Below are 23,388 nucleotides of genomic sequence, written 5' to 3' on the forward strand. Positions count from 1 at the left end.
ACCGCCCGGGGACCCTTCACATGGTGCGTGGTGCGTGGTGCGTGGTGCGTGGTGCGTGTGCGGGGGAGATCCGTGCTCCCCCGACGGGATCTAGCGCTCGACCTCGCCGTGGATGAACTTCTCCACGTTCTCGCGGGCCTCGTCGTCGAAGTACTGCACCGGCGGGGACTTCATGAAGTACGAGGACGCGGAGAGGATCGGGCCGCCGATACCGCGGTCCTTGGCGATCTTCGCGGCGCGCACGGCGTCGATGATGACACCCGCGGAGTTCGGGGAGTCCCAGACCTCCAGCTTGTACTCCAGGTTCAGCGGAACGTCACCGAAGGCGCGGCCCTCGAGACGGACGTACGCCCACTTGCGGTCGTCCAGCCACGCCACGTAGTCCGAGGGACCGATGTGGACGTTGTCGGCGCCCATGTCACGGTCGCGGATCTGCGAGGTGACGGCCTGCGTCTTCGAGATCTTCTTGGACTCCAGGCGCTCGCGCTCCAGCATGTTCTTGAAGTCCATGTTGCCGCCGACGTTCAACTGCATCGTGCGGTCCAGGACGACACCGCGGTCCTCGAACAGCTTCGCCATCACACGGTGCGTGATGGTGGCGCCCACCTGCGACTTGATGTCGTCACCGACGATCGGGACACCGGCCTCGGTGAACTTGTCCGCCCACTCCTTCGTACCGGCGATGAAGACCGGCAGAGCGTTGACGAACGCGACCTTGGCGTCGATGGCGCACTGCGCGTAGAACTTCGCGGCGGCCTCGGAACCGACGGGCAGATAGCAGACCAGGACGTCGACCTGCCGGTCCTTGAGGGTCTGGACGATGTCGGCCGGTGTGTCGTCCGACTCCTCGATCGTCTCGCGGTAGTACTTGCCCAGTCCGTCGTAGGTGTGGCCGCGCTGGACGGTCACACCCGAGTTCGGGACGTCGCAGATCTTGATGGTGTTGTTCTCGCTGGCACCGATGGCGTCCGCGAGGTCGAGACCGACCTTCTTCGCGTCGACATCGAAGGCGGCGACGAACTCCACGTCACGCACGTGGTAGTCGCCGAACTGAACGTGCATCAGGCCGGGCACCTTGCCGGCCGGATCGGCGTCCTTGTAGAACTCGACGCCCTGCACCAGCGAGGCGGCACAGTTGCCCACGCCGACAATGGCTACGCGAACGGAACCCATCCTGGTTGCTCCCTGTGTGTGATCTCAATGTTGCGATGAAGCCCCGCGCTGATGCGGAACCTCACGTGGTGGTGTCCTCGGACGGATCCGGCGGGCCGGAGGCTTCCGGAGGCGAACCCCCGGAAGTCCCCCGGAGCCGGGGCAGGCCGTCCTCGTCTCCCGTTGTGCTGTTCGAGCCGGTCGTGCTGGTCGTGCTGTTCGAGCCGGTTTTCGCGCTGCTCGTCGCGCTGCTCGTCGTGCTGTCCGATGTGCTGTCCCGCTGTGGCGCGGGGCTGTCCGGGGCGGATCGTCGCTGATCCCGCCCCGCCCGCTCGCTCTCGATCAGCTCGTTGAGCCAGCGCACTTCGCGCTCCACGGACTCCATGCCGTGCCGCTGAAGTTCGAGCGTGTAGTCGTCGAGGCGCTCTCGGGTACGGGCCAGGGAAGCGCTCATCTTCTCCAGGCGCTCCTCCAGCCGGCTGCGACGGCCCTCCAGCACGCGCATCCGTACCTCGCGCTCCGTCTGTCCGAAGAAGGCGAAGCGAGCGGCGAAGTGCTCGTCCTCCCAGGCGTCCGGGCCCGTCTGTGACAGCAGCTCCTCGAAGTGCTCCTTGCCCTCCGCCGTAAGCCGGTAGACGATCTTGGCGCGGCGGCCCGCGAGTGACGCGGCGAGCGCCTCCTCGGGCGCACTGCCCGGCTCCTCGATCAACCAGCCGTTGCCGACGAGCGTCTTGAGGCACGGATACAGCGTCCCGTAGCTGAAGGCCCGGAAGATCCCCAGCGAGGTGTTGAGCCGTTTCCGCAGCTCGTAGCCGTGCATCGGAGACTCGCGCAGCAGACCCAGGACAGCGAACTCGAGGATGCCCGAGCGTCTGCTCACTGTTCGCCTCCTCCGCCGTCCTGGCCGCTTATGCCGTCCCGATGTATCGACTCGATACATCGGGACGATAGAACACCGATGCTGCTGCGACAAGAGGGGCCATGGTGAACGGCGTCACATCAGGGATTCACAGCGAGTAACTTGCCTGGTTTGGGGTGAAGTTCAGATCTTGGTGGGTTTGACCCTGCGTAGTCTGTGCGCCATGCAGACCACCGGGAACCGCGTGACGTGTGAGAGCGTCATCGTTCTGGATGCATGCTGGCTGAGCCCGACGCCGGGCACGTCCGTATTCATTTCGGGGGGACCGGAACTCAACTGCCGCTTCCAGGCGTTCGCGCCTGCCCGAGGAGTAGTCGTTCGATGAGCGAGCACCGTCGCAAACAGCCGCAGCCGCAAGGTGGCCAGGGTGGCGGACGAGCCGCGGCCAGGCGCGCCGCGCAGCGGCCGGCCGGCCGCCGCGCGGACCCCTCCCGTGGAGTCCCCACGGCCTCCCATTCCGGCTCTCACGAACCGGAGCCTTCTTACGGAGGCCGAGCCGAAGCACGCAAGGCCGCACAGCGAGGCGGCCGTCGTCGTGCCGCCGAGGGCGGCGGCGCCGGCGCGGGTGGCCGCGGCGGTGGCCGCCGCGGCGGTGGCGGTCCCGACGGTCCCGGCCGGGGGCGTGGCGGGCGGCCGGGCAAGAAGCGGCTGATCGACTACCCGCGCCACGACAAGTACGGCTGGCGTCGCTGGGTGCCGTCCTGGAAGCTCGTGACCGGCCTGTGCATCGCCTTCTTCGGCAGTCTGATGACCGCGGCCACGATCGCGTACGCCACGATCGAGGCGCCCAATCCGAGCCTGGCCTCCAAGGCCCAGAACAACGTCTACCTCTGGGCCGACGGCACGCCCATGGTCTCCACCGGCGGTGAGGTCAACCGGCAGATCATCGGGATCGAGAAGATCCCGGAGGAGATGCAGAACGCCGTGATCTCGGCGGAGAACAAGACGTTCAGGGAAGACTCGGGCATCGACCCGATGGGCATCGGACGGGCCGTGTTCAACATGGCCAAGGGCGGCGAGACGCAGGGTGGCTCGACCATCACCCAGCAGTACGTCAAGAACGCCATGCTCAGCCAGGACCAGACCCTCACTCGTAAGGTCAAGGAACTCTTCATCACCATCCGCGTCGACGCGGACAAGTCCAAGAACGAGATCATGGCGGGGTACCTCAACACCGCCTACTACGGACGCGGCGCCTACGGCATCCAGGCGGCGGCCCGTACGTACTACGGCGTGGACGCCAACGAGCTCAACGCGAGCCAGTGCGCCTTCCTGGCGACGCTCCTGAAGGGCGCGACGTACTACGACCCGAACGGCGCCGAGTCGATCGACACGAACGCCAGCGCGGAGGCCAACACCGAGCGGGCGAAGAAGCGCTGGATCTGGATCCTCGACGAGATGGTGAAGGACGGGCACCTCGACGCGGCGGCGCGGGCGAAGATCAAGGAATTCCCGATGCCCGACCCGCCGAAGAAGGCGGCGCAGCTCGGCGGCCAGGTCGGCTACCTCGTGGACCTCGCCAAGGCGTACTTCATCAACAACAACAAAGACGGCATAACGGCCGACGACCTGGCCGAGGGTGGCTACGAGATCAGGACGACCTTCGAGAAGGACAAGGTCGAAGCTCTCAACAAGGCCGTCAGCGAGATCTACGACAAGAACATCGATGTCGACAAGCGCCCCAAGACGGACACCCACGTCCAGTTCGGCGGCGCCTCGGTGGAGCCCGAGACCGGCAAGATCGTCGCCATCTACGGCGGGCAGGACGCCACCAAGCACTTCACCAACAACGCCGACCAGACCGGTGCCCAGGTCGGATCGACCTTCAAGCCGTTCGTCCTGGCGGCGGCGATGCGTGACGGCGTACGCGACCCCGACCTCGGGCCGGAGCAGGGCGCCGACTCACGTACAAAGGTCTCGCCGGACAAGAGCGAGTACAGCGGCCAGAACAAACTGAAGATCAAGGAATACAACGGCGACGTCTGGACCAACGACAAGGGCAAGGAGTGGCTTCAGCGCAACGACGGTGACGAGAGCTACGACGACATCAATCTGCGCGAAGCCATGAAGGTCTCGGCCAACTCCCCCTTCGTCCAACTCGGTATGGACGTCGGCATTCCGCAGGTCCGGGAAGCCGCCGTCGACGCGGGACTGCTGGAGGACAGCCTTCCGGGCGGCAACAACCCGTCGTTCTCCATCGGTATCTCCGACCCCAGCGCCATCCGCATGGCGGGCTCGTACGCCACCTTCGCGGACAACGGCACGCAGCGTGAGCCGTACTCCGTCCAGGAGGTCAAGAAGGAGGGCGTCTCGATCTTCAAGTACGACGAGAAGGCCGAGAGCAAATTCGACGCCGATGTCGCGCACAACGTGACGGACGTCCTGAAGTCCGTGGTCATGGAGAAGGGCGGCACGGGCACCTCGGCGCAGTTGCCGGACGGCCGGGAGGTGGCCGGCAAGACCGGCACCACCGACGGCAACAAGTCCGCCTGGTTCGTGGGCTACACCCCGCAGCTCTCGACCGCCATCGACATGTACCGGCTGGACGACAACGCCGAGAACAAGAACCGCGAGTTCCTGGAGATGTTCGGCACCGGCGGCCAGGACGAGATCCACGGTGCGTCGTTCCCGGCCGACATCTGGCGCGAGTACATGACGGTGGCGATGAAGAACACGCCGGCCAAGAAGTTCCCCGAGGCCGAGCCGATCGGTGAGGCCGTCTTCGGTGGCGGCCTGTCGAGCCCGTCCGAGACCCCGTCCGAGACCCCGTCGGAGTCGCCGTCCGAGTCGCCGTCGGAGTCGCCGTCGGAGTCGCCGTCGGAGTCGCCGTCCGAGTCGGCGTCCGAGTCCTGTGACCAGTGGAACGGCTGTGAGGACGGTGGCACCGGCGATCCGGGTGGTCCGGGCGGTCAGGATTCCGGCGGCGTGATCGGGGGTCCGGGCAGTTCGTCCAGCTCGTCGACGGAGACCGGGGATCCCGAAGGCGGCAACAGCAACGGCAACGGCAACGGTGGGGGCATCATCGGTGGGCCGGGAGGCTGAGGCGGCCCGGACCGCTGACCCGGCCCCGATGGCCCGGGTCGGCGGGGGCTCCTGAGAGCGACGCGAAGGCCGTCGTGCCAGTGACGTACACACACCGTGTGCGTCCCGGTGCGGCGGCCTTCGCCGTACCACCGCGGCGGCGTACGGCAGGATGGGCGGCATGCCGAGCACAGAAGACATCGCGGTGCCCAAGGACCGGCCGGTCGTACCGCCCACAAGGCGGGACCGGATCGCCGCGGCCGGCAGCGAGCTGATCGGCGGTCCCATCGGGCGCTGGGCCTGGTACGGCACCAGTCGGCTCACGCCGGTACGGGTGGTCGCGCTGGTGGCCATCGGGATGTTCGCGCTCGGCATGGTGCAGAAGATGCCCTGCTACGACTGGGCCTGGTTCCGGGGTGCCAGCTCCCAGTACACGCACGCCTGTTACTCCGACATCCCGCACCTGTTCCTCGGGCGTGGCTTCGCCGACAATCTCACGCCGTATTTCGACCAGCTCAACGGCGATATGGGGTATTTGGAATACCCCGTCCTGACGGGTCTGTTCATGGAGGTCGCCTCCTGGTTCACCCCCGACGGCGGCTCCATCCAGCACCGCGAACAGGTGTACTGGATGGTCAACGCGGGCATGCTGATGATCTGCGCGGTGGTCATCGCCGTCTGTGTCGCCCGCATCCACCGCCACCGCCCCTGGGACGCCCTGCTCCTCGCCCTCGCGCCGGCCTTCGCCCTCACCGCCACCATCAACTGGGACCTGCTGGCCGTCGCGCTCCTGGCGGCCGGGATGCTGATGTGGTCGCGCGGCCGTCCGCTGGCCTTCGGCATCCTCATCGGCCTCGCGACGGCGGCCAAGCTCTATCCCGTACTGCTGCTGGGGCCGCTGCTGCTGCTGTGCTGGCGCGCGGGGAAGCTGCGGGAGTTCGGGGTGGCGCTGGGCGGTACGGCCGCCTCGTGGCTGCTGGTGAATCTGCCGGTGATGCTGCTCGCGCCGGAGGGGTGGAAGAAGTTCTACACGTTCAGCCAGGAGAGGCAGGTCGACTTCGGATCGTTCTGGCTGATCATCACGCAGCGCACGGGGCGGTCCCTGGAGGTCGACACCGTCAACACCTGGTCGATGGTGCTGATGGTGCTGGCGTGCGCGGGCATCGCGGCGCTCGCCCTGACGGCACCGCGTCGGCCCCGGTTCGCGCAGCTCGCCTTCCTGGTCGTCGCCGCCTTCATCCTGACCAACAAGGTCTACTCGCCGCAGTACGTCCTGTGGCTGATCCCGCTCGCCGCGCTGGCCCGGCCGCGCTGGCGCGACTTCCTGATCTGGCAGGCGTGCGAGGTCATGTACTTCCTGGGCATCTGGATGTATCTCGCGTACACGACGAGCGGGGACGCCCACAAGGGGCTGCCGACCGAGGGCTACCAACTGGCCATCGCGCTGCACCTGCTGGGGACGCTGTACCTGTGCGCCGTCGTCGTACGGGACGCGCTGCTGCCGGAGCGCGACGGCGTACGGCGCGACGGTTCGGACGATCCGTCGGGCGGGGTGCTGGACGGGGCGCGGGACGTGTTCGTACTCGGTCCGGCGGCCCGGCCGCAGGCGCACACGGCGCACACGGTGGAGGCGTCGCAGCGGGTCTCGTGGGGGGTGCGGCCACCCGGGGCGGCGTGAGGGGCTTGAACGGCGGAACGCTTGAACGCTTGAACGCTTGAACGACGGAAAGGCCGGCCGGTGCCCGGGTGGGGCGCCGACCGGCCTTTCGCGTTCGGGTCGTCCGGATGTGGCCTAGCGGTCCACGAGCCGGTCGAACTGCGTCGTCGTGTGGCGCAGATGCGCCACCAGCTCGTCGCCCACCTTGGGCTCCTGCGCGTCGGCCGGCACGAACAGGATCGACACCTGCATGTGCGGCGGCTCGGCGAACCAGCGCTGCTTGCCCGACCACACGAACGGCGAGAGGTTGCGGTTGACCGTCGCCAGACCCGCCCGCGCCACGCCCTTGGCGCGCGGCATCACGCCGTGCAGCGCCTTGGGGGCCTCGAGCCCGACACCGTGCGACGTGCCGCCGGCGACGACCACCAGCCAGCCCTCGGAGGCGGTCCGCTGCTGGCGGTAGCCGAACCGGTCGCCCTTGACGACGCGCGTCACGTCCAGCACGGCGCCCCGGTACTCGGTCGCCCCGTGGTCGCCCAGCCACAGCCGCGTACCGATGCGGGCGCGGAACCGGGTCTGCGGGAACTGCCGCTGGAGACGGGCCAGTTCCTCGGCGCGCAGATGGCTGACGAACATGGTGTGCAGCGGGAGGCGGGCCGCGCGCAGCCGGTCCATCCAGCCGATGACCTCCTCGACCGCGTCGGATCCGTCCGTACGGTCGAGAGGCAGGTGCAGGGCGAAGCCTTCGAGGCGTACGTCCTCGATGGCCGCGTGGAGCTGACCGAGCTCGTCCTCGCGGACGCCGTGGCGCTTCATGGAGCTCATGCACTCGATGACGACGCGGGCGCCCACCAGGGCGAAGACGCCGTCGACCGAGGAGACGGAGCGGATGACGCGGTCGGGCAGCGGTACGGGCTCCTCGCCGCGGCGGAACGGGGTCAGGACCAGGAGATCGCCGCTGAACCAGTCCTTGATGCGGGCGGCTTCGTAGATGGTGCCGACGGCGAGGATGTCGGACTCGAAGCGGGAGGTCTCCTCGGAGAGCCGTTCGTGACCGAAGCCGTAGCCATTGCCCTTGCAGACCGGGACGAGGCCCGGGAACTGGTCAATGACCGACTTCTGGTGCGCCCGCCAGCGCGCGGTGTCGACGTAGAGGGAGAGCGCCATGCCGGTCCGGAACCTTTCTCGTGGCTGCGGTGTATGAAGGATATGAACGTTCTTGAGGGCCTTGGGGGCCTTACGCAATTATTGGGTGAGCCGACGGGGTTTTCCGGCGTCTCGCACCGCAGCCTGCTGACCGCCGGCACTCCGCTGTCGGCCGCGCCGGGGCCCGGACCCGCGTCGCGGCCCGGGTCGACGCCCAGGTCGGGGTCAACGGCGAGACATGTAGATGTCGAGAGCCTTGTGGAGCAGCTTGTTGAGCGGGAAGTCCCACTCACCCACGTACTCGACGGCCTCGCCGCCCGTGCCCACCTTGAACTGGATGAGACCGAACAGGTGATCCGTCTCGTCGAGCGAGTCGGAGATCCCGCGCAGGTCGTAGACGGTCGCGCCCATCGCATAGGCGTCACGCAGCATCCGCCACTGCATCGCGTTCGACGGCCGGACCTCCCGCTTGTGGTTGGCCGACGCCCCGTACGAGTACCAGACATGGCCGCCCACGATGAGCATCGTCGCGGCGGCGACGTTCTCCCCCTCGTGCCGGGCGAAGTACAGCCGCATGCGGTTGGGGTCCTCGGAGTTGAGGACGGTCCACATCCGCTGGAAGTACGAGAGCGGGCGGGGCCGGAAGTGGTCGCGCTCGGCCGTGATCTCGTACAGCCGCTGCCACTCCTCCAGGTCGTTGTAGCCGGCCTGGACGACCTCGACGCCCGCCTTTTCCGCCTTCTTGATGTTGCGTCGCCACAGTTGGTTGAAGCCCTTGAGGACATCGTCCAGCGACCGGTTCGCCAGCGGCACCTGGAAGACATAGCGCGGCTGTACGTCTCCGAAGCCGGCCCCGCCGTCCTCGCCCTGCTGCCAGCCCATCTTCCGCAGCCGGTCGGACACTTCGAAGGCACGCGGCTCGATGTGGGTGGCCTCGACGTCGCGCAGCCGCTTGACGTCCTGGTCCTGGATCCCCGACTTGATGGCCGCCGCGTCCCAGCGGCGGATCACCACCGGCGGCCCCATCTTCACGGAGAACGCGCCCTGGCTCCTGAGGTGCGCCAGCATCGGCTGGAGCCAGTCGGCCAGGTTGGGGGCGTACCAGTTGATGACCGGGCCCTCGGGGAGATACGCCAGATACCGCTTGATCTTGGGCAGTTGGCGGTAGAGCACCAGCCCGGCACCGACCAACTGACCGTCCCTGTCGAACCAGCCCAGGCTCTCCGAGCGCCACTCCGTCTTCACGTCCGCCCACGCGGGGACCTGGCAGTGGCTGGCCGCGGGCAGGCTCTGGATGTACGCCAGATGCTGCTCGCGACTGATGGTGCTCAGCGTCAGGGTCATGCGGGGCGCTCCTCGCAGATGTGTCCCCATGGAGTAGGGGGGCTCCGGGCTCTCGCGCCGAAGCCTACTTGCCGATGGAGCGCCCCGGCTGGCCACGGGGCGCAGCGGCCCTCAGCCCACTACTCCGCCGAACGGTCCGCCGTGTGCCATCCCGAGGTAGAAGCCGACCGCCGCCGAGCCCAGGCCCATGAGCGTCGCGAACCGCTCGTGGGTGGTCACCGAGACGAACTGGCTGTACAGACCCGTGAGGATGCCGATGAGCCCCGTCCAGGAGCTGAGCAGATGCAGGTTGTGGAACATCCCCGAGATGAAGGCGGTGACGCCCAGTACCGCCGTCACCCACAGGAGAACGTCCTGGAGGGGATGGGGCCGGTGGTCGGTGGCGAAGAGAGAACCGGTTGTCTTCGGTCGCATGGGTTGCATTGCCTGTGCCATGGGGCACCTCCTGGCGCCTTGCCGGAAGGCGGCGCAGGGTAGCGCCGCCCACACCCGATGTGTACAGCGTGCGTCCGTACCCGGCCGGATTTCAACCGGAAGGCGGTCAAGAGGTAGTCTGTACGGTCTGCACCGGTGTCTGCCCAGGCCAGAACGCGATCCTCGCTCGTCGAGCGGGATTGTCAGTGGCGGCCGATACCGTTGCTCACGCATCACGACCCTCCTGCCACGGAACGACCGTGGCCGCTGAGTCCAAAGGAGGTGGGTTCCACATGCGTCACTACGAGGTGATGGTCATCCTCGACCCCGATCTCGAGGAGCGAGCAGTCTCCCCGCTGATCGAGAACTTCCTCTCTGTCGTCCGTGAGGGCGACGGAAAGGTGGAGAAGGTCGACACCTGGGGCCGTCGTCGTCTCTCTTACGAGATCAAGAAGAAGCCCGAGGGCATCTACTCGGTCATCGATCTGCAGGCTGAGCCCGCGATCGTCAAGGAGCTCGACCGACAGATGAACCTGAACGAGTCGGTCCTCCGGACCAAGGTCCTCCGTCCCGAGACCCACTGAGTTCTCGGTACCCCTCCCGGCGAGAATCGCCGGTGGTGGCATCAGCTCAGCGGTTATCGGATCCGAGTAGCAGCCAGCAGCAGAAGCAAATCCCCGCCGAGAGGTTCACCCAATGGCAGGCGAGACCGTCATCACGGTCGTCGGCAATCTCGTCGACGACCCCGAGCTGCGCTTCACCCCGTCCGGTGCGGCGGTCGCGAAGTTCCGTGTCGCGTCCACTCCCCGCATCTTCGACAAGCAGACCAACGAGTGGAAGGACGGCGACGGCCTGTTCCTCACCTGCTCGGTCTGGCGTCAGGCGGCGGAGAATGTCGCCGAGTCGCTTCAGCGGGGCATGCGCGTCGTCGTGCAGGGCCGGCTGAAGCAGCGGTCGTACGAGGACCGCGAAGGCGTCAAGCGCACGGTCTACGAGCTGGACGTCGAGGAAGTCGGCCCCAGCCTGAAGACCGCCACGGCCAAGGTCACCAAGACCACCGGTCGCGGCGCCCAGGGCGGTTACGGCGGCGGTGGCGGCGGTCAGCAGCAGGGCGGCGGCAACTGGGGCGGCGGCCCCGGCGGTGGCCAGCAGGGCGGCGGCGGAGCATCCGCCGACGACCCCTGGGCGACCAGCGCGCCGGCCGGTGGTGCCCCGCAGGGCGGCGGGGGCGGCGGAGGCGGTTGGGGCGGAAGCTCCGGCGGTTCCGGCGGCTCCGGTGGTTCCGGCGGCGGCTACTCGGACGAGCCGCCCTTCTAGGGCGGCCTGCTCCCACTTTCTTGATCACACAGGAGAAACACCATGGCGAAGCCGCCTGTGCGCAAGCCTAAGAAAAAGGTCTGCGCATTCTGCAAGGACAAGACCCAGTACGTGGACTACAAGGACACGAACATGCTGCGGAAGTTCATTTCCGACCGTGGCAAGATCCGTGCCCGCCGCGTCACCGGCAACTGCACGCAGCACCAGCGTGACGTCGCCACGGCAGTCAAGAACAGCCGTGAGATGGCGCTGCTGCCCTACACGTCCACCGCGCGATAAGGGGAGGGTGACCTAATCATGAAGATCATCCTCACTCACGAGGTCTCCGGCCTCGGCACCGCCGGCGACGTCGTCGACGTCAAGGACGGATACGCCCGCAACTACCTGGTCCCGCGTGGTTTCGCGATCCGCTGGACCAAGGGTGGCGAGAAGGACGTCGAGCAGATTCGTCGCGCTCGCAAGATCCACGAGATCGCCACCATCGAGCAGGCCAACGAGATCAAGGCCCGCCTCGAAGGTGTGAAGGTGCGTCTGGCTGTTCGCTCCGGCGACGCCGGCCGTCTCTTCGGCTCCGTCACCCCGGCCGACCTCGCCTCGGCGATCAAGTCCGCCGGTGGCCCGGAGGTCGACAAGCGCCGTATCGAGCTCGGTTCGCCGATCAAGACCCTGGGCTCGCACCAGGTGTCCGTGCGTCTGCACCCCGAGGTCGCCGCGAAGTTCGGCGTCGAGGTCGTGCCCGCCTAGGGTTCTGACCGCATGGTCCACCGGGCGCGCCCGGTGGACGGCAGACAGTGAGAGGGCCGCACCCCAGCCGGGGGTGCGGCCCTCTGTTTCACGTGAAACGGGAGCCCGAGCTTGCTCCCCTGGCCCGCCCTGCCCGCCCGGCCGGCTCCGGTCAGCGTGTGGCGCCGGTGACCAGCCAGTGGCCGGACCGGGTGCGTACCCACAGAGTCACCAGGCGGACCGCCATCATCAGCGTCATGGCCCACCACAGAGCGGTGAGCCCGCCCCCGAACACGGGCACCAGCAGGGCGACCGGTGCGAAGACCGCCAGCGTCACCACCATCGCCTTCGCGAGATAGGGGCCGTCGCCCGCGCCCATCAGTACGCCGTCCAGCACGAAGACGATGCCCGCGACCGGCTGGGTGACGGCCACCACCAGCAGCGCGGGCAGCAAGGTGTCCTGGACCAGTTGATCGCCCGTGAACAGCGGAATGAACAGCGGGCGTGCCAGCACGATGAGCACCCCGAGCCCCACACCGGAGACCACACCCCACTGCACCATGCGACGGCAGACGTCCTTGGCGCCCTGGGGATCGTTCGCGCCCAGATAGCGGCCGATGATCGCCTGCCCGGCAATGGCGATGGCGTCGAGCGCGAAGGCCATCAGGCTCCACAGCGACAGGATGATCTGGTGCGCGGCGACGTCGGCGTCGCCGAGACGGGCGGCGACGGCGGTGGCGATCATCAGGACCGCACGCAGGGAGAGCGTACGGACGAGGAGAGGGACGCCCGCGTGGGCGCTCGCCCGTATACCGGCGGAGTCGGGCCGCAGCGAGGCGCCGTGGCGGCGGGCCCCTCGTACGACCACGACCAGATAGGCGGCGGCCATGCCGAACTGGGCGATGACGGTGCCCCAGGCGGAACCGGCGATGCCGAGCCCGGCGCCGTAGACGAGTACCACATTGAGGACCGCGTTGGCGCCGAAGCCGCCGATGGCGACGTACAGCGGGGTCCGGGTGTCCTGGAGACCGCGCAGGACGCCGGTCGCCGCCAGGACGACCAGCATGGCCGGGATACCGAGGCTGGATATTCGCAGATAGGTGATCGCGTACGGGGCGGCGGTGTCCGAGGCGCCGAAGATGTCGACGAGCCAGGGGGCCAGGGGGAGGGTGACGGCGATGACGGCGGCACCCAGCAGCAGGGCGAGCCAGATCCCGTCCATGCCCTGGCGGATGGCGGCCTGGAGATCACCCGCGCCGACGCGGCGCGCGACGGCCGCCGTGGTGGCGTAGGCGAGGAAGACGAAGATGCTCACGGCCGTGGTCAGCAGTGCCGCCGCGATCGCCAGACCGGCGAGTTGCGGCGTACCGAGATGGCCGACGATCGCGCTGTCGACCATCAGGAAAAGAGGCTCCGCGACGAGGGCGCCGAAGGCGGGTACGGCGAGCGCGATGATCTCGCGATCATGGCGCCGGCGGGCCGTCTTGGACCCACGGTCCGGACTGCTGCCGGGGCCACGGTCGGCGCCGCTGTCCGGGCCGGGACCGGATGCCGTGGGGACCTGTGTCATGCGCTCAATCTAATCTTCCACAGGTAAGAGATGCAATGCGGATGTGATCCTTACCTATTGATGAGATTCGGGCGCTGCTGTGCGCCGTTTGCTCGGATCTTGGACCAGCTTGAAAAGTTTTTCTCCCCCACAGCCGGTGGATGGAGAAAGGCCAGGTCAGAGCCGGTGTGGCAGGAGGGCTGCAAGGTTGTCCACAGTGCTGTCCCCCGGTCCGTGCACAGGTTCGCCGGAGTTCTCCACAGCATATGGTCCTTCGTCCACATGGCCTGTGGATAACCAGATTGGCGGACGGTCCCCGCGGGCCTACCGTGGACCGACGTCCGACGCGCCGGAACCGGAGTCAGGCCACTCGATTTGTCAGTGTCGTGCCGTAGAAAGAGTGGCACGGCGAGGTCCGCTTGGCGGACGGGAGGAGGTGGCCGGATGAGCGTTCCCGAGCCATTGGACGACCCCTGGACCGAGGCCGGTCCGAGCGATCGTCTGCCGGTCTCCCGCCAGCGCCGGGGTGAGGGAAGGGGCCGCGACGAGCAGCACGAGCGCGGCAGGGACAACGCCGCGTGGGACGGCGGATCACCCGGTTTCGAACGGGTGCCTCCGCAGGACCTCGACGCCGAACAGTCCGTCCTCGGCGGCATGCTCCTGTCCAAGGACGCCATCGCCGATGTCGTGGAGATCATCAAGGGCCACGACTTCTACCGCCCCGCGCACGAGACGGTCTTCCAGGCGATCCTCGACCTGTACGCGAAAGGCGAGCCGGCCGACCCCATCACGGTGGCCGCCGAGCTGACCAAGCGCGGTGAGATCACCCGCGTCGGCGGAGCGTCGTATCTGCACACCCTGGTCCAGTCGGTGCCGACAGCCGCGAACGCGTCGTACTACGCGGAGATCGTCCACGAGCGCGCGGTGCTGCGCCGTCTCGTGGAGGCCGGCACCAAGATCACGCAAATGGGATACGCGGCGGACGGCGACGTGGACGAGATCGTCAACTCCGCCCAGGCCGAGATCTACGCGGTCACCGAGCAGCGCACCAGCGAGGACTATCTGCCCCTCGGCGACATCATGGAGGGCGCGCTCGACGAGATCGAGGCGATCGGTTCACGCAGCGGCGAGATGACGGGTGTGCCGACGGGGTTCACGGACTTCGACTCGCTCACGAACGGGCTGCACCCCGGCCAGATGATCGTCATCGCGGCCCGTCCCGCCATGGGAAAGGCCCTCGCCCTGGACACCCCGCTGCCCACCCCCACCGGCTGGACCACCATGGGAGAGGTCCGGCCGGGCGACCTCCTCCTTGACGCGACGGGCCGGCCGACCCGGGTGGTGGCCGCGACCGACGTCATGCGTGACCGTCCCTGCTACAAGATCACTTTTGATGACGGGGCGAGTGTCGTCGCCGATGCCGAACACCAGTGGCTCACGGACACCCGCGATTCCCACGATTCCCGCGACTTCGGCGACTCCGACTCCCGCCGGGCGTCGGTCAAGACCACCAAGGAGATCGCCGGAACGGTCCGGTGTGTCACGTCCGATCGGCGCCCGAACCACTCCGTAGGGACGACCGCGCCGCTCGACCTGCCCGAGCGCGATCTGCCGGTCCCTCCACACACCCTGGGCGCCGGCCTGGGGACCACGCCCATCCCCCAGGAGTACCTACGGGCCTCCCTCCCGCAGCGCCGGGCGCTCCTCGCCGGCCTTCTCGACACCGGCGGCACCGTGACCGGCACCGGGTCGGTGCGGTTCGCCGTCACGAATCGCACCCTCGCCGAGGGCTTGTGTGAGCTGGTGCTGAGCCTGGGGTACCGGTGCGGGATGTCGACCGAGCGCGTCGAAGGACAGCCGGAAGAGTCCGCCACGTCCTACACGATCGAATTCACCACCGCCGACGAGCGGCAGCAGCGTTTCATCACGGATGTCGAGGAGGTCGAAAGCATCCCGGTCCGCTGCGTCCAGGTGGACAACCCCGCGCACCTGTACCTCGCGACCCGTGCCATGATCCCCACCCACAACAGCACCCTCGCGCTGGACTTCGCGCGCGCGGCGTCCATCAAGAACAACCTGCCGAGCGTCATCTTCTCGCTGGAGATGGGGCGCAACGAGATCGCGATGCGCCTGCTGTCGGCGGAGGCACGGGTGGCGCTGCACCACATGCGTTCCGGCACGATGACGGACGAGGACTGGACACGGCTGGCCCGCCGCATGCCTGACGTGTCGCAGGCACCGCTGTACATCGACGACTCGCCGAACCTGTCGATGATGGAGATCCGCGCGAAGTGCCGCCGGCTCAAGCAGCGCAACGGTCTGAAGCTGGTGGTCATCGACTACCTCCAACTGATGCAGTCCGGCGGCTCGAAGCGCGCGGAGAGCCGCCAGCAGGAGGTCTCGGACATGTCGCGAAACCTCAAGCTGCTGGCGAAGGAGCTGGAGCTGCCGGTGATCGCGCTCTCCCAGTTGAACCGTGGCCCCGAGCAGCGCACCGACAAGAAGCCGATGGTCTCGGACCTGCGTGAGTCGGGCTCCATCGAGCAGGACGCGGACATGGTGGTGCTGCTGCACCGGGAGGACGCGTACGAGAAGGAGTCCCCGCGCGCGGGGGAGGCGGACCTGATCGTGGCCAAGCACCGTAACGGCCCGACGGCGACGATCACGGTGGCGTTCCAGGGCCACTACTCGCGCTTCGTGGACATGGCACAGACCTGAGCCGTGCCGACGTGCTTGGGCGAGGACGATGTGCCCATGCCTGGAGCAACTGCGGCGTTTCCTCGCCCCGTCCCGCGGCCCCGTTCGGGAGCCGACCGGTATCCACGCGGCGAGGGCCGCGACGGTTCGCGACGGCCGGGCCGTGCTGTGCGACGAGGCCGCCGTCCGCTGGGTCGTCGCTCATGCCCGTGACGGAGCCACCTCGTAAGTACGCCTATGAGCAGGCCCGTGGCAGCGGGTGATGGAGCAGCAGGGTCACTGGTCGCGATACCCGTTACCGGCACTCAGCGCGGCAGGCTGCCACCATGCTGAGATGGCCCACGGCATCGTGTCCTTCCTCGCTCCGGACGACGAAAGTGCCGCTGCGACGCGCCGATTGGGACTTCACCGACGGATTCCTGACCGCGTTCTGGCGTCGGCCGGAGCAGTACCTCGACCCGGCTGTTCGGCAGGCGAGTTCGAGCCTCGCCGTCCAGCCCGCCGAGGTGATGGAGCCGGCGATGGACCGGCAAAGGGAAGATCTGGCCACCGGGGAATGGGAGCGGCGTCACGCGGGGCTGCTGGCCGAGGACGCCGTCGACTACGGCTACCGGCTGCTCATCGCCGGAGAAGACCTCAGCGGTGTTCCAGCACCGTGCTGACCATGGTGTCGGCCACCCCGACGCCGCCGACCAGGTGAGCCGGACGGACTGGCCACCGGACACGCCCTAATCGCTGCCTCCGCCCCCGCCGCCACCGCTTCCGCAACTGAAACCGCCTGGCTCCGAGGACGAGTGTGTGCCGGAAGGCGAGTCCGGGCCGTAGTCGGAGTCGGAGTCGGAGTAGTCGTAGTCGTAGTCCGGATCGGTGGTCCTGCCCAGACGTATCAGCGACCGTCCCAGACCGGCGGGGATCGCCGTACTCGCGACGATGCGGCGCAGCCGCCGGTCCCGGTGGGCGGACGGGCCTTCGAAGACGTACGCGGGGAACGTGCCTTCCTTCCTCGCCGCCGCGAGTTGACTCCTGCCCGCCTGAGTGAGCCGGTGCCGGGCGCCCCTGAGCAGGCCGAGGGCGGCCAGACCGCGCGCGATCTCCGCGACTTCCGGTCCGCCTCGTACGGCGTTCGCGACGGCCGTCAGGCTCCTCCCCCGTGGGCAACTCGCGAGGAGCGCCCGTTCGACGGGGTGCTCGGCCGCGTGCTCGGTGGTTCCGCCGTCGTCCTCGACCGCGCGCACGCGGGGGCCGACCATCGTGATGGCCTCCCGGTCGCGCAGCGCGAAGAGCGCGGCTTCCAGGACGCGTTGGGGTCCACCGGCCAGATAGGCCACTTCGTACGTTTCGAGTCGTCGTTCGGCCGCCGGGACGCGCCGCCAGATCATGGTCCGCATGGGAGCCCCCTGTCCCCGATGTCGTCTTTCGCCATTATGGCGGCGATGCCCGGAACGGGCCCTGGGGCGACGGGAGTTCAGAGCAAGACTTGAGGTACGGCCGTAGGGCTGTGCGGCCGTCGTCCTCATGGCCGCATCGCCGAAATGCGGTCGACGGGACAGGGCTCTACCGATAGATGTGGACCATGACCTCACCTGTCGAATCTTTCGAAGACCTTCTGCCCGGTACGCGGCGGGCCCTGCTGCACCGCATCGCCACCGCGCAGTCCGAAGGCCGCGCCCCCTCGCTCGTCGCCGCCGTCGCGCGCGACGGGCGCACCGTCTGGTCGGGCGGGCGTAGCTGTGTGGACGGTCACGAGCCGGATGCGGACACCCAGTACCGGATCGGCTCGATCACCAAGACCTTCACCGCCGTTCTGGTGCTGCGGCTACGTGACGAGGGCCTGCTCGATCTCGGGGACCCGCTGGAGAAGCACCTGCCCGGCACCGGGGTCGGCGAGGTCACCATCGCCCAACTGCTCGGCCACGGGGCCGGTCTGGCGGCCGAGGCCCCGGCCCCCTGGTGGGAGCGCACACCGGGTACGACGCGCCCCGAGCTGGCCGACGTGCTCGGCGAGCACCCGGTGCTGCACCCCGCCGGCCGGCTGCACCACTACTCCAACCCCGGCTACACCCTGCTCGGTTCGCTGGTCGAGGCGCTGCGCGGCGCACCGTGGGAGGAGGTGCTGCGGCGGGAGATTCTGGAGCCGCTGTCGATGCACCGTACGAGCGCACAGCCCGTCGCCCCGGCGGCCGGCGGCTGGGCCGTGCATCCCTGGGCCGACGCGATCCTGCCCGAACCGGCCGAGGATCTGGGCCTGATGGCCCCGGCGGGCCAGCTCTGGTCGACGGCCGACGACCTGTGCCGCTTCGGGGCGTTCCTCGCCGAGGGCGACGACCGGGTGCTGAGCGCCGAGTCCGTACGGGAAGCCCGGACGCCCGCCACACCGCTTGAGGCCGGTGACTGGCAGGGCGGTTACGGGCTCGGTGTACAGCTCGTCCACGGGGGCGGTCGCACGTTCGTCGGGCATACGGGCTCGCTGCCGGGCTTCGTCGCCGCGCTCTGGGTGAGCATCGAGGACGGGCTGGTCGCCGTCACGCTCGCCAATGTCACCTCGGGCCCGCCCGTCGGTGTCGTCGCGGCCGAACTCATCAACATCGTGGCGGAGGCGGAGCCTCGTATCCCCGAGCCGTGGCGGCCGTTGCCCGAGGTCGATCAGACGCTGCTGGACCTGACGGGGCCGTGGTACTGGGGCGCCACGCCGTACGTTCTGCGTCTGACGGCGGACCGTGGTCTGGACTTCAAGCCGCTGAGCGCGGGCCGCCGGTCCCGGTTCGTGGCGCGACCGGATGGTACGTGGAAGGGCCTCGACGGCTACTACATGGGGGAGACGCTGAGGGTTGTCCGCCGCCCGGACGGCCAGGTGAGCCATCTCGACCTGGGCTCCTTCGTCTACACCCGCGAGCCGTACGAGCCGGGGGACGCGGTCCCGGGCGGGGTGGACGAGCAGGGCTGGCGCGGTCTGTGATGTTTCACGTGAAACCGGATTTCACATGAAACCGGACGAACGGCACCTGACCCGACCGGACCCGACCCCGACCCGACCCGACCTGACCCGACCGGACCCGACCCCGCCCCTGCCCCGTCCGGGCCTCAGCCTCCCCCCTCCAGGTTCATCTTGAATCCGACGTGGGAGGCGGTGAACCCGAGCCGTTCGTAGAAGCGCCGGGCCTCCGTACGCGTCGCGTCCGACGTCAGTTGGACCAACTGGCAGCCCTGGCGCCCGGATTCATCGATGGCCCACTGGAGCAGCTTGGTGCCGAGGCCGGAGCCGCGCTCGTCGGCGTGCACGCGCACGCCCTCGATGACCGAACGCGTCGCGCCCCGGCGGGAGATGCCGGCGATGATCGTCAGTTGCAGCGTGCCGACGACTCGCCCGTCGCGCTCGGCGACGACCTGGTACTGATTCGGGTCGTCGGCGAGCCGATCGAAGGCTTTGAGGTACGGGGTGAGGTCGTCCGGGGACTCGCGCGCGGCACCCAGTGGGTCGTCGGCGAGCATCGCCACGATCTCCGGGAGGTCACCGGCGCCGGCCGGCCGTATGTGCAGATCGTTCATGGACCGCAGATTACGCCGGGGCCGGCCGCGCGGGCACGCGTAGCTCCTCCACGGCCCTGACCAGCGGCGCGAGCTCGGGATTCGTCGCCGCGGCGTCCAGGGCCTCGCGCAGCGCGGTGTCGTTCGTCGGCCGCGCCTCGGCCAGGAGCCGCAGGCCCGACTCGCTCACGTCGGTATAGATCCCGCGCCGGTCCGTCGGGCAGAGGTAACGCGCGAGCAGCCCCCGGTCCTCAAGACGGCTGACCAGACGCGTGGTCGCGCTCTGGCTGAGGACCACCGCGTCGGCGACCTCCTTCATCTGGAGGTGTCCGCCCTCGCCGTCGTGCTGGCGGCTGAGGACGTCGAGCAGTGAGTACTCGCGGACGCTGAGATCGTGCCCGCTCTGGAGAGCCCGCTCGATATGCGTCTCGATCCTGCTGTGCAGCAGGGAGAGAGCCACCCAGCCGTGGGCGAGCCCGGTGAGTGCGGGGTCCGTGGCTGACATGTCGTCTTCCTCCGTCGTCTCCGTCGTCTCCATTGACCGGAGCTTCCAGGGCCCAGGATAGGGCACGTCTGCAATATAGCGCGCTTGCGATTAAACGGCGTCTGCAAGTATTGTCCACGCTTGTAAAGCGCACACGCAAGCAGTGACGGTGCGCACGCGGCGGCGCACAGGCGGCGCGCACATACCCGCTTCGGGAAAGGCCACACCCATGCCACTCGCGCTCCTCGCCCTGGCCATCGGGGCGTTCGGAATCGGGACCACCGAGTTCGTGATCATGGGGCTGCTCCCCGAGGTCGCCACCGAGTACGGCGTCACCATCCCCACCGCGGGCCATCTGGGCAGTGGCTATGCCCTCGGAGTCGTACTCGGCGCGCCGATCATGACCATCCTGGGCACCCGCGTCAGCCGCAAGCGCATGCTGATGGTGCTGATGGGCCTGTTCATCGTGGGCAACGTCCTGTCCGCCCTCGCCCCCACCTTCGGCCTCATGCTCACCGGCCGTGTCGTCGCCTCGCTCGCCCACGGCGCGTTCTTCGGCATCGGCTCGGTCGTCGCCTCCGGGCTTGTCGCCCCGCACAAGAGGGCCGGCGCCATCGCGATGATGTTCACCGGTCTCACCCTCGCCAATGTCGTGGGCGTCCCCCTGGGCACCTACGTCGGCCAGACCACCGGCTGGCGCGCGACCTTCCTGCTCGTCGCGGGCCTGGGAGTCGTCGGTCTCGCCGGTGTCGCCAAGCTCGTACCGCAGCAGCCACGACCGCGTGGCGTACGGATAAGCCACGAGGTGGCCGCCTTCCGGAACGTCCAGGTCCTGCTCGCCATGGGGATGACGGTCCTCGGCTTCGGCGGCGTCTTCGCCGCGATCACCTACATCACACCGATGATGACGCGGACCGCCGGCTTCGCCGACTCCTCCGTGACCTGGCTCCTGGTGCTCCTCGGCCTCGGAATGGTCGGCGGCAATCTCATCGGCGGCAAGTACGCCGACCGCCACCTCATGCCCATGCTGTACGTGGCACTCGGCGCGCTGTCCGTGGTCCTGGCGCTGTTCACCCTCACCGCGCACAACAAGATCGCGGCGGCCGTCACCCTCACCCTGATCGGTGCGCTGGGCTTCGCGACCGTGCCGCCGCTCCAGAAGCGCGTACTGGACCAGGCGTCCGGTGCCCCGACGCTCGCCTCGGCCGTCAACATCGGCGCGTTCAACCTCGGCAACGCCCTCGCCGCCTGGCTCGGCGGCCTGGCCATCGGCGCCGGCCTCGGCTACACCGCGCCCAACTGGGTCGGTGCGGCGCTCGCCGCGTCGGCGCTGCTTCTCGCCGTCGTCTCGCACACCCTGGAACGCCGCGCTGTCGCCGCCGGAGTTCCAAGCGCTACCGCCGACGTTCCGACGCCGGTCCGACAGCCCGGAGTCGCCGCCCCCGGCGGGTCAGCCCCCAGGGCTTGAGCAGCGAGATCACGGTCATGAAGAGATACGCACCGGTCGCCACCGACGGCGCGGCGATCAGGCTGATGTCGGGTACGCCGCCGTTGCCCGCGGCGTTGCTGATCTCCGGCCGGAGCGCGAAGGCCGTCGCCGCGGCCGTGATCAGCGTGAGCCAGAACTTGACCCAGACCCAGCGGTGGCTGGCCAGACCCCAGGGCGTCCCCAGAGAGAGCACCAGACCGCTGACGAGGGTGAGTACGGCGACCGGCACGAGCAGCCAGTCGGCGAAGACCTTCATCGCACGGTAGGACGCCTCGGTGAGGGTGGAGTCGCCGGTGGTGTACGCGGTGATACCGAGCGTGAGCAGGCCAAGCGTGAGGCCCAGCCAGCTAACGGAGACGGCGACATGGACGACGAGCAGCGCCCGGCGGGCGGGTCGTTTGAGTGGTTTCACGTGAAACACGGTGTCGTGATTCGCACCGGAGGGCGTCTGACAGCGGGAGTAACCGCCCGTACTAGCCTCGGCGTACGGGTAGAGCCCCGGGAGCCACCAGGGCGGGCTAGCCCAGGTCAGGCGCGTGCATCGCCCGTACGCCCTCGATGTTGCCGTCCAGATAGTGCCGCAGGGACAGCGGTACGAGATGGACGGCGGCGATCCCGACCCGGCTGAACGGCACCCGGACGATCTCGTACTCCCCGCACGGCTCGTCCATCTCCGGCCCGTGCCGCAGCGACGGGTCCATCGATTCGAGCCGGCAGACGAAGAAGTGCTGCACCTTCACGCCGGTGATGCCGCCGTCCGCGATGTGCTCGACCGTGTCGACGAAGCACGGCACGACCTCGGTGATCTTGGCGCCCAGCTCCTCGTCGATCTCCCGGTGGAGCGCGGCGACGACGGTGGCGTCGTCGGGCTCGACCCCGCCGCCGGGGGTCAGCCAGTACGGATCCACGCCCGGCTTCGTGCGCTTGATGAGGACGAGATGGTCGCCGTCGAGCAGGATGGCGCGGGCGGTGCGCTTGACCACGGGCCGTTCGGTCATGGGAAGAGCGTGGCCCGATACGGCCGTGTCGAAACTCCCCGGGGCCCTGCGGTCACCAGTCGACCGAAGCGCGCAGCAGCCATTCATGCGCCCGCGCGATGTGCGGCAGGGCGAGTGTGCCGGTGCGTACGACGAGAAAGTACGTACGCAGCGGGGGCACCGGCGGGTCGTAGAGAGCGACGATCTCGCCGCGTTCCAGTGCGGCTTCGCACAGGTAGCGAGGCAGTACGGCCAGTCCGGCGCCCGCCGCCGCGCTCTCCAGGACGGCGCGCAGATCGGGCGCGATGACGGTGCCGGCGGAGGCGGGCCGTGAGTCGAAGACCGACGCCCAGTAGCGGGAGACGAGCGGCAGCGACTCGTGGACCTCGACCACGGGAAGCTGTTCCAGGACGACGTGGCCCTTGCGCAGTACGTCGTGGCCCAGCCGCGCCGCCCAGCGCGGCGAGGCGATCAGGACGTGCTCCTCGTCGCAGAGCGGGGTCGCGGTGAGCAGTCCGCCGCGTGGCCGGGCGGTGGCGATGGCGAGGTCGTGGTGCCCGGCGGCGAGGCCGTCCAGGGTCTCCTCGGCGTTGGTGAAGAAGGAGGCACGGAGCGCGAGACCCCGGCCTATCAGCGCGGTGAGCGCGGGCAGGGCGCGTACGGAGGTGAACTCCGGCGGCCCGGCGAGATGGAGCGTCCGGACCCCCGACTCCTCGTCGAGGCCGGTCTCGGCGATCTCGACCAGGGCGTCGAGGTGGGGCGCGGCGCGATGGGCGAGTTCGTCGCCGATGGTGGTGGGCGTGACGCCCCGGGCCTGGCGCAGGAACAGCGGGCGGCCCAACTGGCGTTCCAGGGTGCGTATCTGGCCGGTGACGGCGGGCTGGGAGAGCCCGAGCAGGGCGGCGGCACGGGTGAAGGATCCGGCGCGGTGCACGGTGACGAAGGTGCGTAGCAGGGCCAGGTCCATGTCAGCC

At 68.8% G+C, this 23,388-nt stretch carries 22 protein-coding genes; 10 read left to right on the forward strand and 12 right to left on the reverse strand.

The features are described 5' to 3' along the window. Window positions 1-90: 90 nt before the first annotated feature. Together OG329_RS20650 and OG329_RS20655 are read right to left on the reverse strand one after the other, a co-directional pair. Window positions 91-1,173 (reverse strand): inositol-3-phosphate synthase, encoded by a 1,083-nt coding sequence (locus tag OG329_RS20650; protein WP_405797085.1) that lies wholly within the window; start codon window positions 1,171-1,173, stop codon window positions 91-93. Window positions 1,174-1,234: 61 nt separating this feature from the next. Further along, entirely contained in the window at window positions 1,235-2,032 is a 798-nt protein-coding gene (locus OG329_RS20655) for a PadR family transcriptional regulator (RefSeq protein WP_405797087.1), read from the reverse strand. A gap of 360 nt (window positions 2,033-2,392) precedes the next feature. On the opposite strand from OG329_RS20655, the gene OG329_RS20660 reads away from it, so the two are divergent. Together OG329_RS20660 and OG329_RS20665 are read left to right on the forward strand one after the other, a co-directional pair. Then, complete coding sequence (locus OG329_RS20660) at window positions 2,393-5,113, forward strand: transglycosylase domain-containing protein (protein WP_405797088.1); 2,721 nt, start codon at window positions 2,393-2,395, stop codon at window positions 5,111-5,113. 160 nt (window positions 5,114-5,273) lie between these two features. After that, the gene (locus OG329_RS20665; RefSeq protein WP_405797090.1) at window positions 5,274-6,770 is read left to right on the forward strand and encodes a glycosyltransferase family 87 protein; all 1,497 of its coding nucleotides are present in this window, start codon (window positions 5,274-5,276) and stop codon (window positions 6,768-6,770) included. Window positions 6,771-6,884: 114 nt separating this feature from the next. Here OG329_RS20665 and OG329_RS20670 read toward each other — a convergent pair whose 3' ends face one another. The 3 genes from OG329_RS20670 to OG329_RS20680 all read right to left on the reverse strand — a co-directional run bounded on the left by OG329_RS20670 (window position 6,885) and on the right by OG329_RS20680 (window position 9,674). Continuing rightward, a complete protein-coding gene (locus OG329_RS20670; protein WP_405797092.1) occupies window positions 6,885-7,916 on the reverse strand; it encodes an alanine racemase in 1,032 nt (343 codons plus the stop codon). 204 nt (window positions 7,917-8,120) lie between these two features. Continuing rightward, window positions 8,121-9,239, reverse strand: a complete 1,119-nt coding sequence (locus OG329_RS20675; RefSeq protein WP_405797094.1) for a lipid II:glycine glycyltransferase FemX — start codon at window positions 9,237-9,239, stop codon at window positions 8,121-8,123. 111 nt (window positions 9,240-9,350) lie between these two features. Continuing rightward, on the reverse strand, window positions 9,351-9,674 hold the full coding sequence (locus OG329_RS20680; RefSeq protein WP_405797096.1) for a hypothetical protein: 324 nt from the start codon (window positions 9,672-9,674) through the stop codon (window positions 9,351-9,353). 272 nt (window positions 9,675-9,946) lie between these two features. Here OG329_RS20680 and rpsF point away from each other — a divergent pair, with 272 nt between their 5' ends. The 4 genes from rpsF (at window position 9,947) to rplI (ending at window position 11,714) form a co-directional block, all read left to right on the forward strand. Further along, window positions 9,947-10,237, forward strand: coding sequence for a 30S ribosomal protein S6 (rpsF, locus tag OG329_RS20685; RefSeq protein ID WP_023540278.1), 291 nt, complete (start codon window positions 9,947-9,949; stop codon window positions 10,235-10,237). Window positions 10,238-10,349: 112 nt separating this feature from the next. After that, window positions 10,350-10,970, forward strand: a complete 621-nt coding sequence (locus tag OG329_RS20690; RefSeq protein ID WP_405797098.1) for a single-stranded DNA-binding protein — start codon at window positions 10,350-10,352, stop codon at window positions 10,968-10,970. A 42-nt stretch (window positions 10,971-11,012) separates the two neighbouring features. Next, on the forward strand, window positions 11,013-11,249 hold the full coding sequence (rpsR, locus tag OG329_RS20695; RefSeq protein WP_003967857.1) for a 30S ribosomal protein S18: 237 nt from the start codon (window positions 11,013-11,015) through the stop codon (window positions 11,247-11,249). Window positions 11,250-11,267: 18 nt separating this feature from the next. Continuing rightward, window positions 11,268-11,714: a 50S ribosomal protein L9 gene (gene rplI, locus OG329_RS20700; protein ID WP_078076236.1), complete on the forward strand. Its 447-nt coding sequence runs from the start codon at window positions 11,268-11,270 to the stop codon at window positions 11,712-11,714. A 151-nt stretch (window positions 11,715-11,865) separates the two neighbouring features. Here the strand turns inward: rplI and OG329_RS20705 are convergent, their stop codons facing one another. After that, complete coding sequence (locus OG329_RS20705; RefSeq protein ID WP_405797100.1) at window positions 11,866-13,263, reverse strand: MATE family efflux transporter; 1,398 nt, start codon at window positions 13,261-13,263, stop codon at window positions 11,866-11,868. Window positions 13,264-13,686: 423 nt separating this feature from the next. On the opposite strand from OG329_RS20705, the gene dnaB reads away from it, so the two are divergent. Then, window positions 13,687-15,960 (forward strand): replicative DNA helicase, encoded by a 2,274-nt coding sequence (gene dnaB / locus OG329_RS20710; protein WP_405797101.1) that lies wholly within the window; start codon window positions 13,687-13,689, stop codon window positions 15,958-15,960. Window positions 15,961-16,316: 356 nt separating this feature from the next. Further along, a complete protein-coding gene (locus OG329_RS20715; protein WP_405797103.1) occupies window positions 16,317-16,601 on the forward strand; it encodes a hypothetical protein in 285 nt (94 codons plus the stop codon). Between the two features lie 66 nt (window positions 16,602-16,667). On the opposite strand, the gene OG329_RS20720 is transcribed toward OG329_RS20715, so the two are convergent. Beyond that, on the reverse strand, window positions 16,668-17,327 hold the full coding sequence (locus tag OG329_RS20720) for a TIGR04222 domain-containing membrane protein (RefSeq protein WP_405797105.1): 660 nt from the start codon (window positions 17,325-17,327) through the stop codon (window positions 16,668-16,670). A 185-nt stretch (window positions 17,328-17,512) separates the two neighbouring features. Between OG329_RS20720 and OG329_RS20725 the strand changes: the two genes are divergently transcribed. Then, on the forward strand, window positions 17,513-18,895 hold the full coding sequence (locus OG329_RS20725; protein ID WP_405797106.1) for a serine hydrolase domain-containing protein: 1,383 nt from the start codon (window positions 17,513-17,515) through the stop codon (window positions 18,893-18,895). 125 nt (window positions 18,896-19,020) lie between these two features. Here the strand turns inward: OG329_RS20725 and OG329_RS20730 are convergent, their stop codons facing one another. Both OG329_RS20730 and OG329_RS20735 read right to left on the reverse strand, forming a co-directional pair. After that, the gene (locus tag OG329_RS20730) at window positions 19,021-19,485 is read right to left on the reverse strand and encodes a GNAT family N-acetyltransferase (RefSeq protein WP_405797107.1); all 465 of its coding nucleotides are present in this window, start codon (window positions 19,483-19,485) and stop codon (window positions 19,021-19,023) included. A 10-nt stretch (window positions 19,486-19,495) separates the two neighbouring features. Continuing rightward, window positions 19,496-19,969: a MarR family winged helix-turn-helix transcriptional regulator gene (locus tag OG329_RS20735; RefSeq protein WP_405797109.1), complete on the reverse strand. Its 474-nt coding sequence runs from the start codon at window positions 19,967-19,969 to the stop codon at window positions 19,496-19,498. Window positions 19,970-20,177: 208 nt separating this feature from the next. On the opposite strand from OG329_RS20735, the gene OG329_RS20740 reads away from it, so the two are divergent. Next, a complete protein-coding gene (locus OG329_RS20740; protein ID WP_405797111.1) occupies window positions 20,178-21,416 on the forward strand; it encodes an MFS transporter in 1,239 nt (412 codons plus the stop codon). Here OG329_RS20740 and OG329_RS20745 read toward each other — a convergent pair. The 3 genes from OG329_RS20745 to OG329_RS20755 form a co-directional block, all read right to left on the reverse strand. Further along, a complete protein-coding gene (locus OG329_RS20745) occupies window positions 21,343-21,849 on the reverse strand; it encodes a DUF2269 domain-containing protein (RefSeq protein ID WP_405797113.1) in 507 nt (168 codons plus the stop codon). The genes OG329_RS20740 and OG329_RS20745 overlap by 74 nt on opposite strands. Before the next feature lie 106 nt (window positions 21,850-21,955). Next, complete coding sequence (locus tag OG329_RS20750; protein WP_405797114.1) at window positions 21,956-22,435, reverse strand: NUDIX domain-containing protein; 480 nt, start codon at window positions 22,433-22,435, stop codon at window positions 21,956-21,958. Between the two features lie 52 nt (window positions 22,436-22,487). After that, complete coding sequence (locus OG329_RS20755) at window positions 22,488-23,381, reverse strand: LysR family transcriptional regulator (protein WP_405797115.1); 894 nt, start codon at window positions 23,379-23,381, stop codon at window positions 22,488-22,490. Window positions 23,382-23,388 lie beyond the last annotated feature (7 nt).

Origin of the sequence: Streptomyces sp. NBC_01506 (genome assembly GCF_045040295.1) — a bacterium.
Taxonomy (GTDB): Bacteria; Actinomycetota; Actinomycetes; order Streptomycetales; family Streptomycetaceae; genus Streptomyces.

Coding starts and splice junctions, on each gene's coding strand:
- OG329_RS20720 (WP_405797105.1), bottom strand. CDS start 17,327: ATGCGGACCATGATCTGGCGGCGCGTCCCGGCGGCCGAACGACGACTC.
- OG329_RS20735 (WP_405797109.1), bottom strand. CDS start 19,969: ATGTCAGCCACGGACCCCGCACTCACCGGGCTCGCCCACGGCTGGGTG.
- OG329_RS20650 (WP_405797085.1), bottom strand. CDS start 1,173: ATGGGTTCCGTTCGCGTAGCCATTGTCGGCGTGGGCAACTGTGCCGCC.
- OG329_RS20660 (WP_405797088.1), top strand. CDS start 2,393: ATGAGCGAGCACCGTCGCAAACAGCCGCAGCCGCAAGGTGGCCAGGGT.
- OG329_RS20740 (WP_405797111.1), top strand. CDS start 20,178: ATGCCACTCGCGCTCCTCGCCCTGGCCATCGGGGCGTTCGGAATCGGG.
- OG329_RS20665 (WP_405797090.1), top strand. CDS start 5,274: ATGCCGAGCACAGAAGACATCGCGGTGCCCAAGGACCGGCCGGTCGTA.
- OG329_RS20675 (WP_405797094.1), bottom strand. CDS start 9,239: ATGACCCTGACGCTGAGCACCATCAGTCGCGAGCAGCATCTGGCGTAC.
- rplI (WP_078076236.1), top strand. CDS start 11,268: ATGAAGATCATCCTCACTCACGAGGTCTCCGGCCTCGGCACCGCCGGC.
- dnaB (WP_405797101.1), top strand. CDS start 13,687: ATGAGCGTTCCCGAGCCATTGGACGACCCCTGGACCGAGGCCGGTCCG.
- OG329_RS20725 (WP_405797106.1), top strand. CDS start 17,513: ATGACCTCACCTGTCGAATCTTTCGAAGACCTTCTGCCCGGTACGCGG.
- rpsF (WP_023540278.1), top strand. CDS start 9,947: ATGCGTCACTACGAGGTGATGGTCATCCTCGACCCCGATCTCGAGGAG.
- OG329_RS20690 (WP_405797098.1), top strand. CDS start 10,350: ATGGCAGGCGAGACCGTCATCACGGTCGTCGGCAATCTCGTCGACGAC.
- OG329_RS20755 (WP_405797115.1), bottom strand. CDS start 23,381: ATGGACCTGGCCCTGCTACGCACCTTCGTCACCGTGCACCGCGCCGGA.
- OG329_RS20750 (WP_405797114.1), bottom strand. CDS start 22,435: ATGACCGAACGGCCCGTGGTCAAGCGCACCGCCCGCGCCATCCTGCTC.
- OG329_RS20670 (WP_405797092.1), bottom strand. CDS start 7,916: ATGGCGCTCTCCCTCTACGTCGACACCGCGCGCTGGCGGGCGCACCAG.
- OG329_RS20680 (WP_405797096.1), bottom strand. CDS start 9,674: ATGGCACAGGCAATGCAACCCATGCGACCGAAGACAACCGGTTCTCTC.
- rpsR (WP_003967857.1), top strand. CDS start 11,013: ATGGCGAAGCCGCCTGTGCGCAAGCCTAAGAAAAAGGTCTGCGCATTC.
- OG329_RS20730 (WP_405797107.1), bottom strand. CDS start 19,485: ATGAACGATCTGCACATACGGCCGGCCGGCGCCGGTGACCTCCCGGAG.
- OG329_RS20705 (WP_405797100.1), bottom strand. CDS start 13,263: ATGACACAGGTCCCCACGGCATCCGGTCCCGGCCCGGACAGCGGCGCC.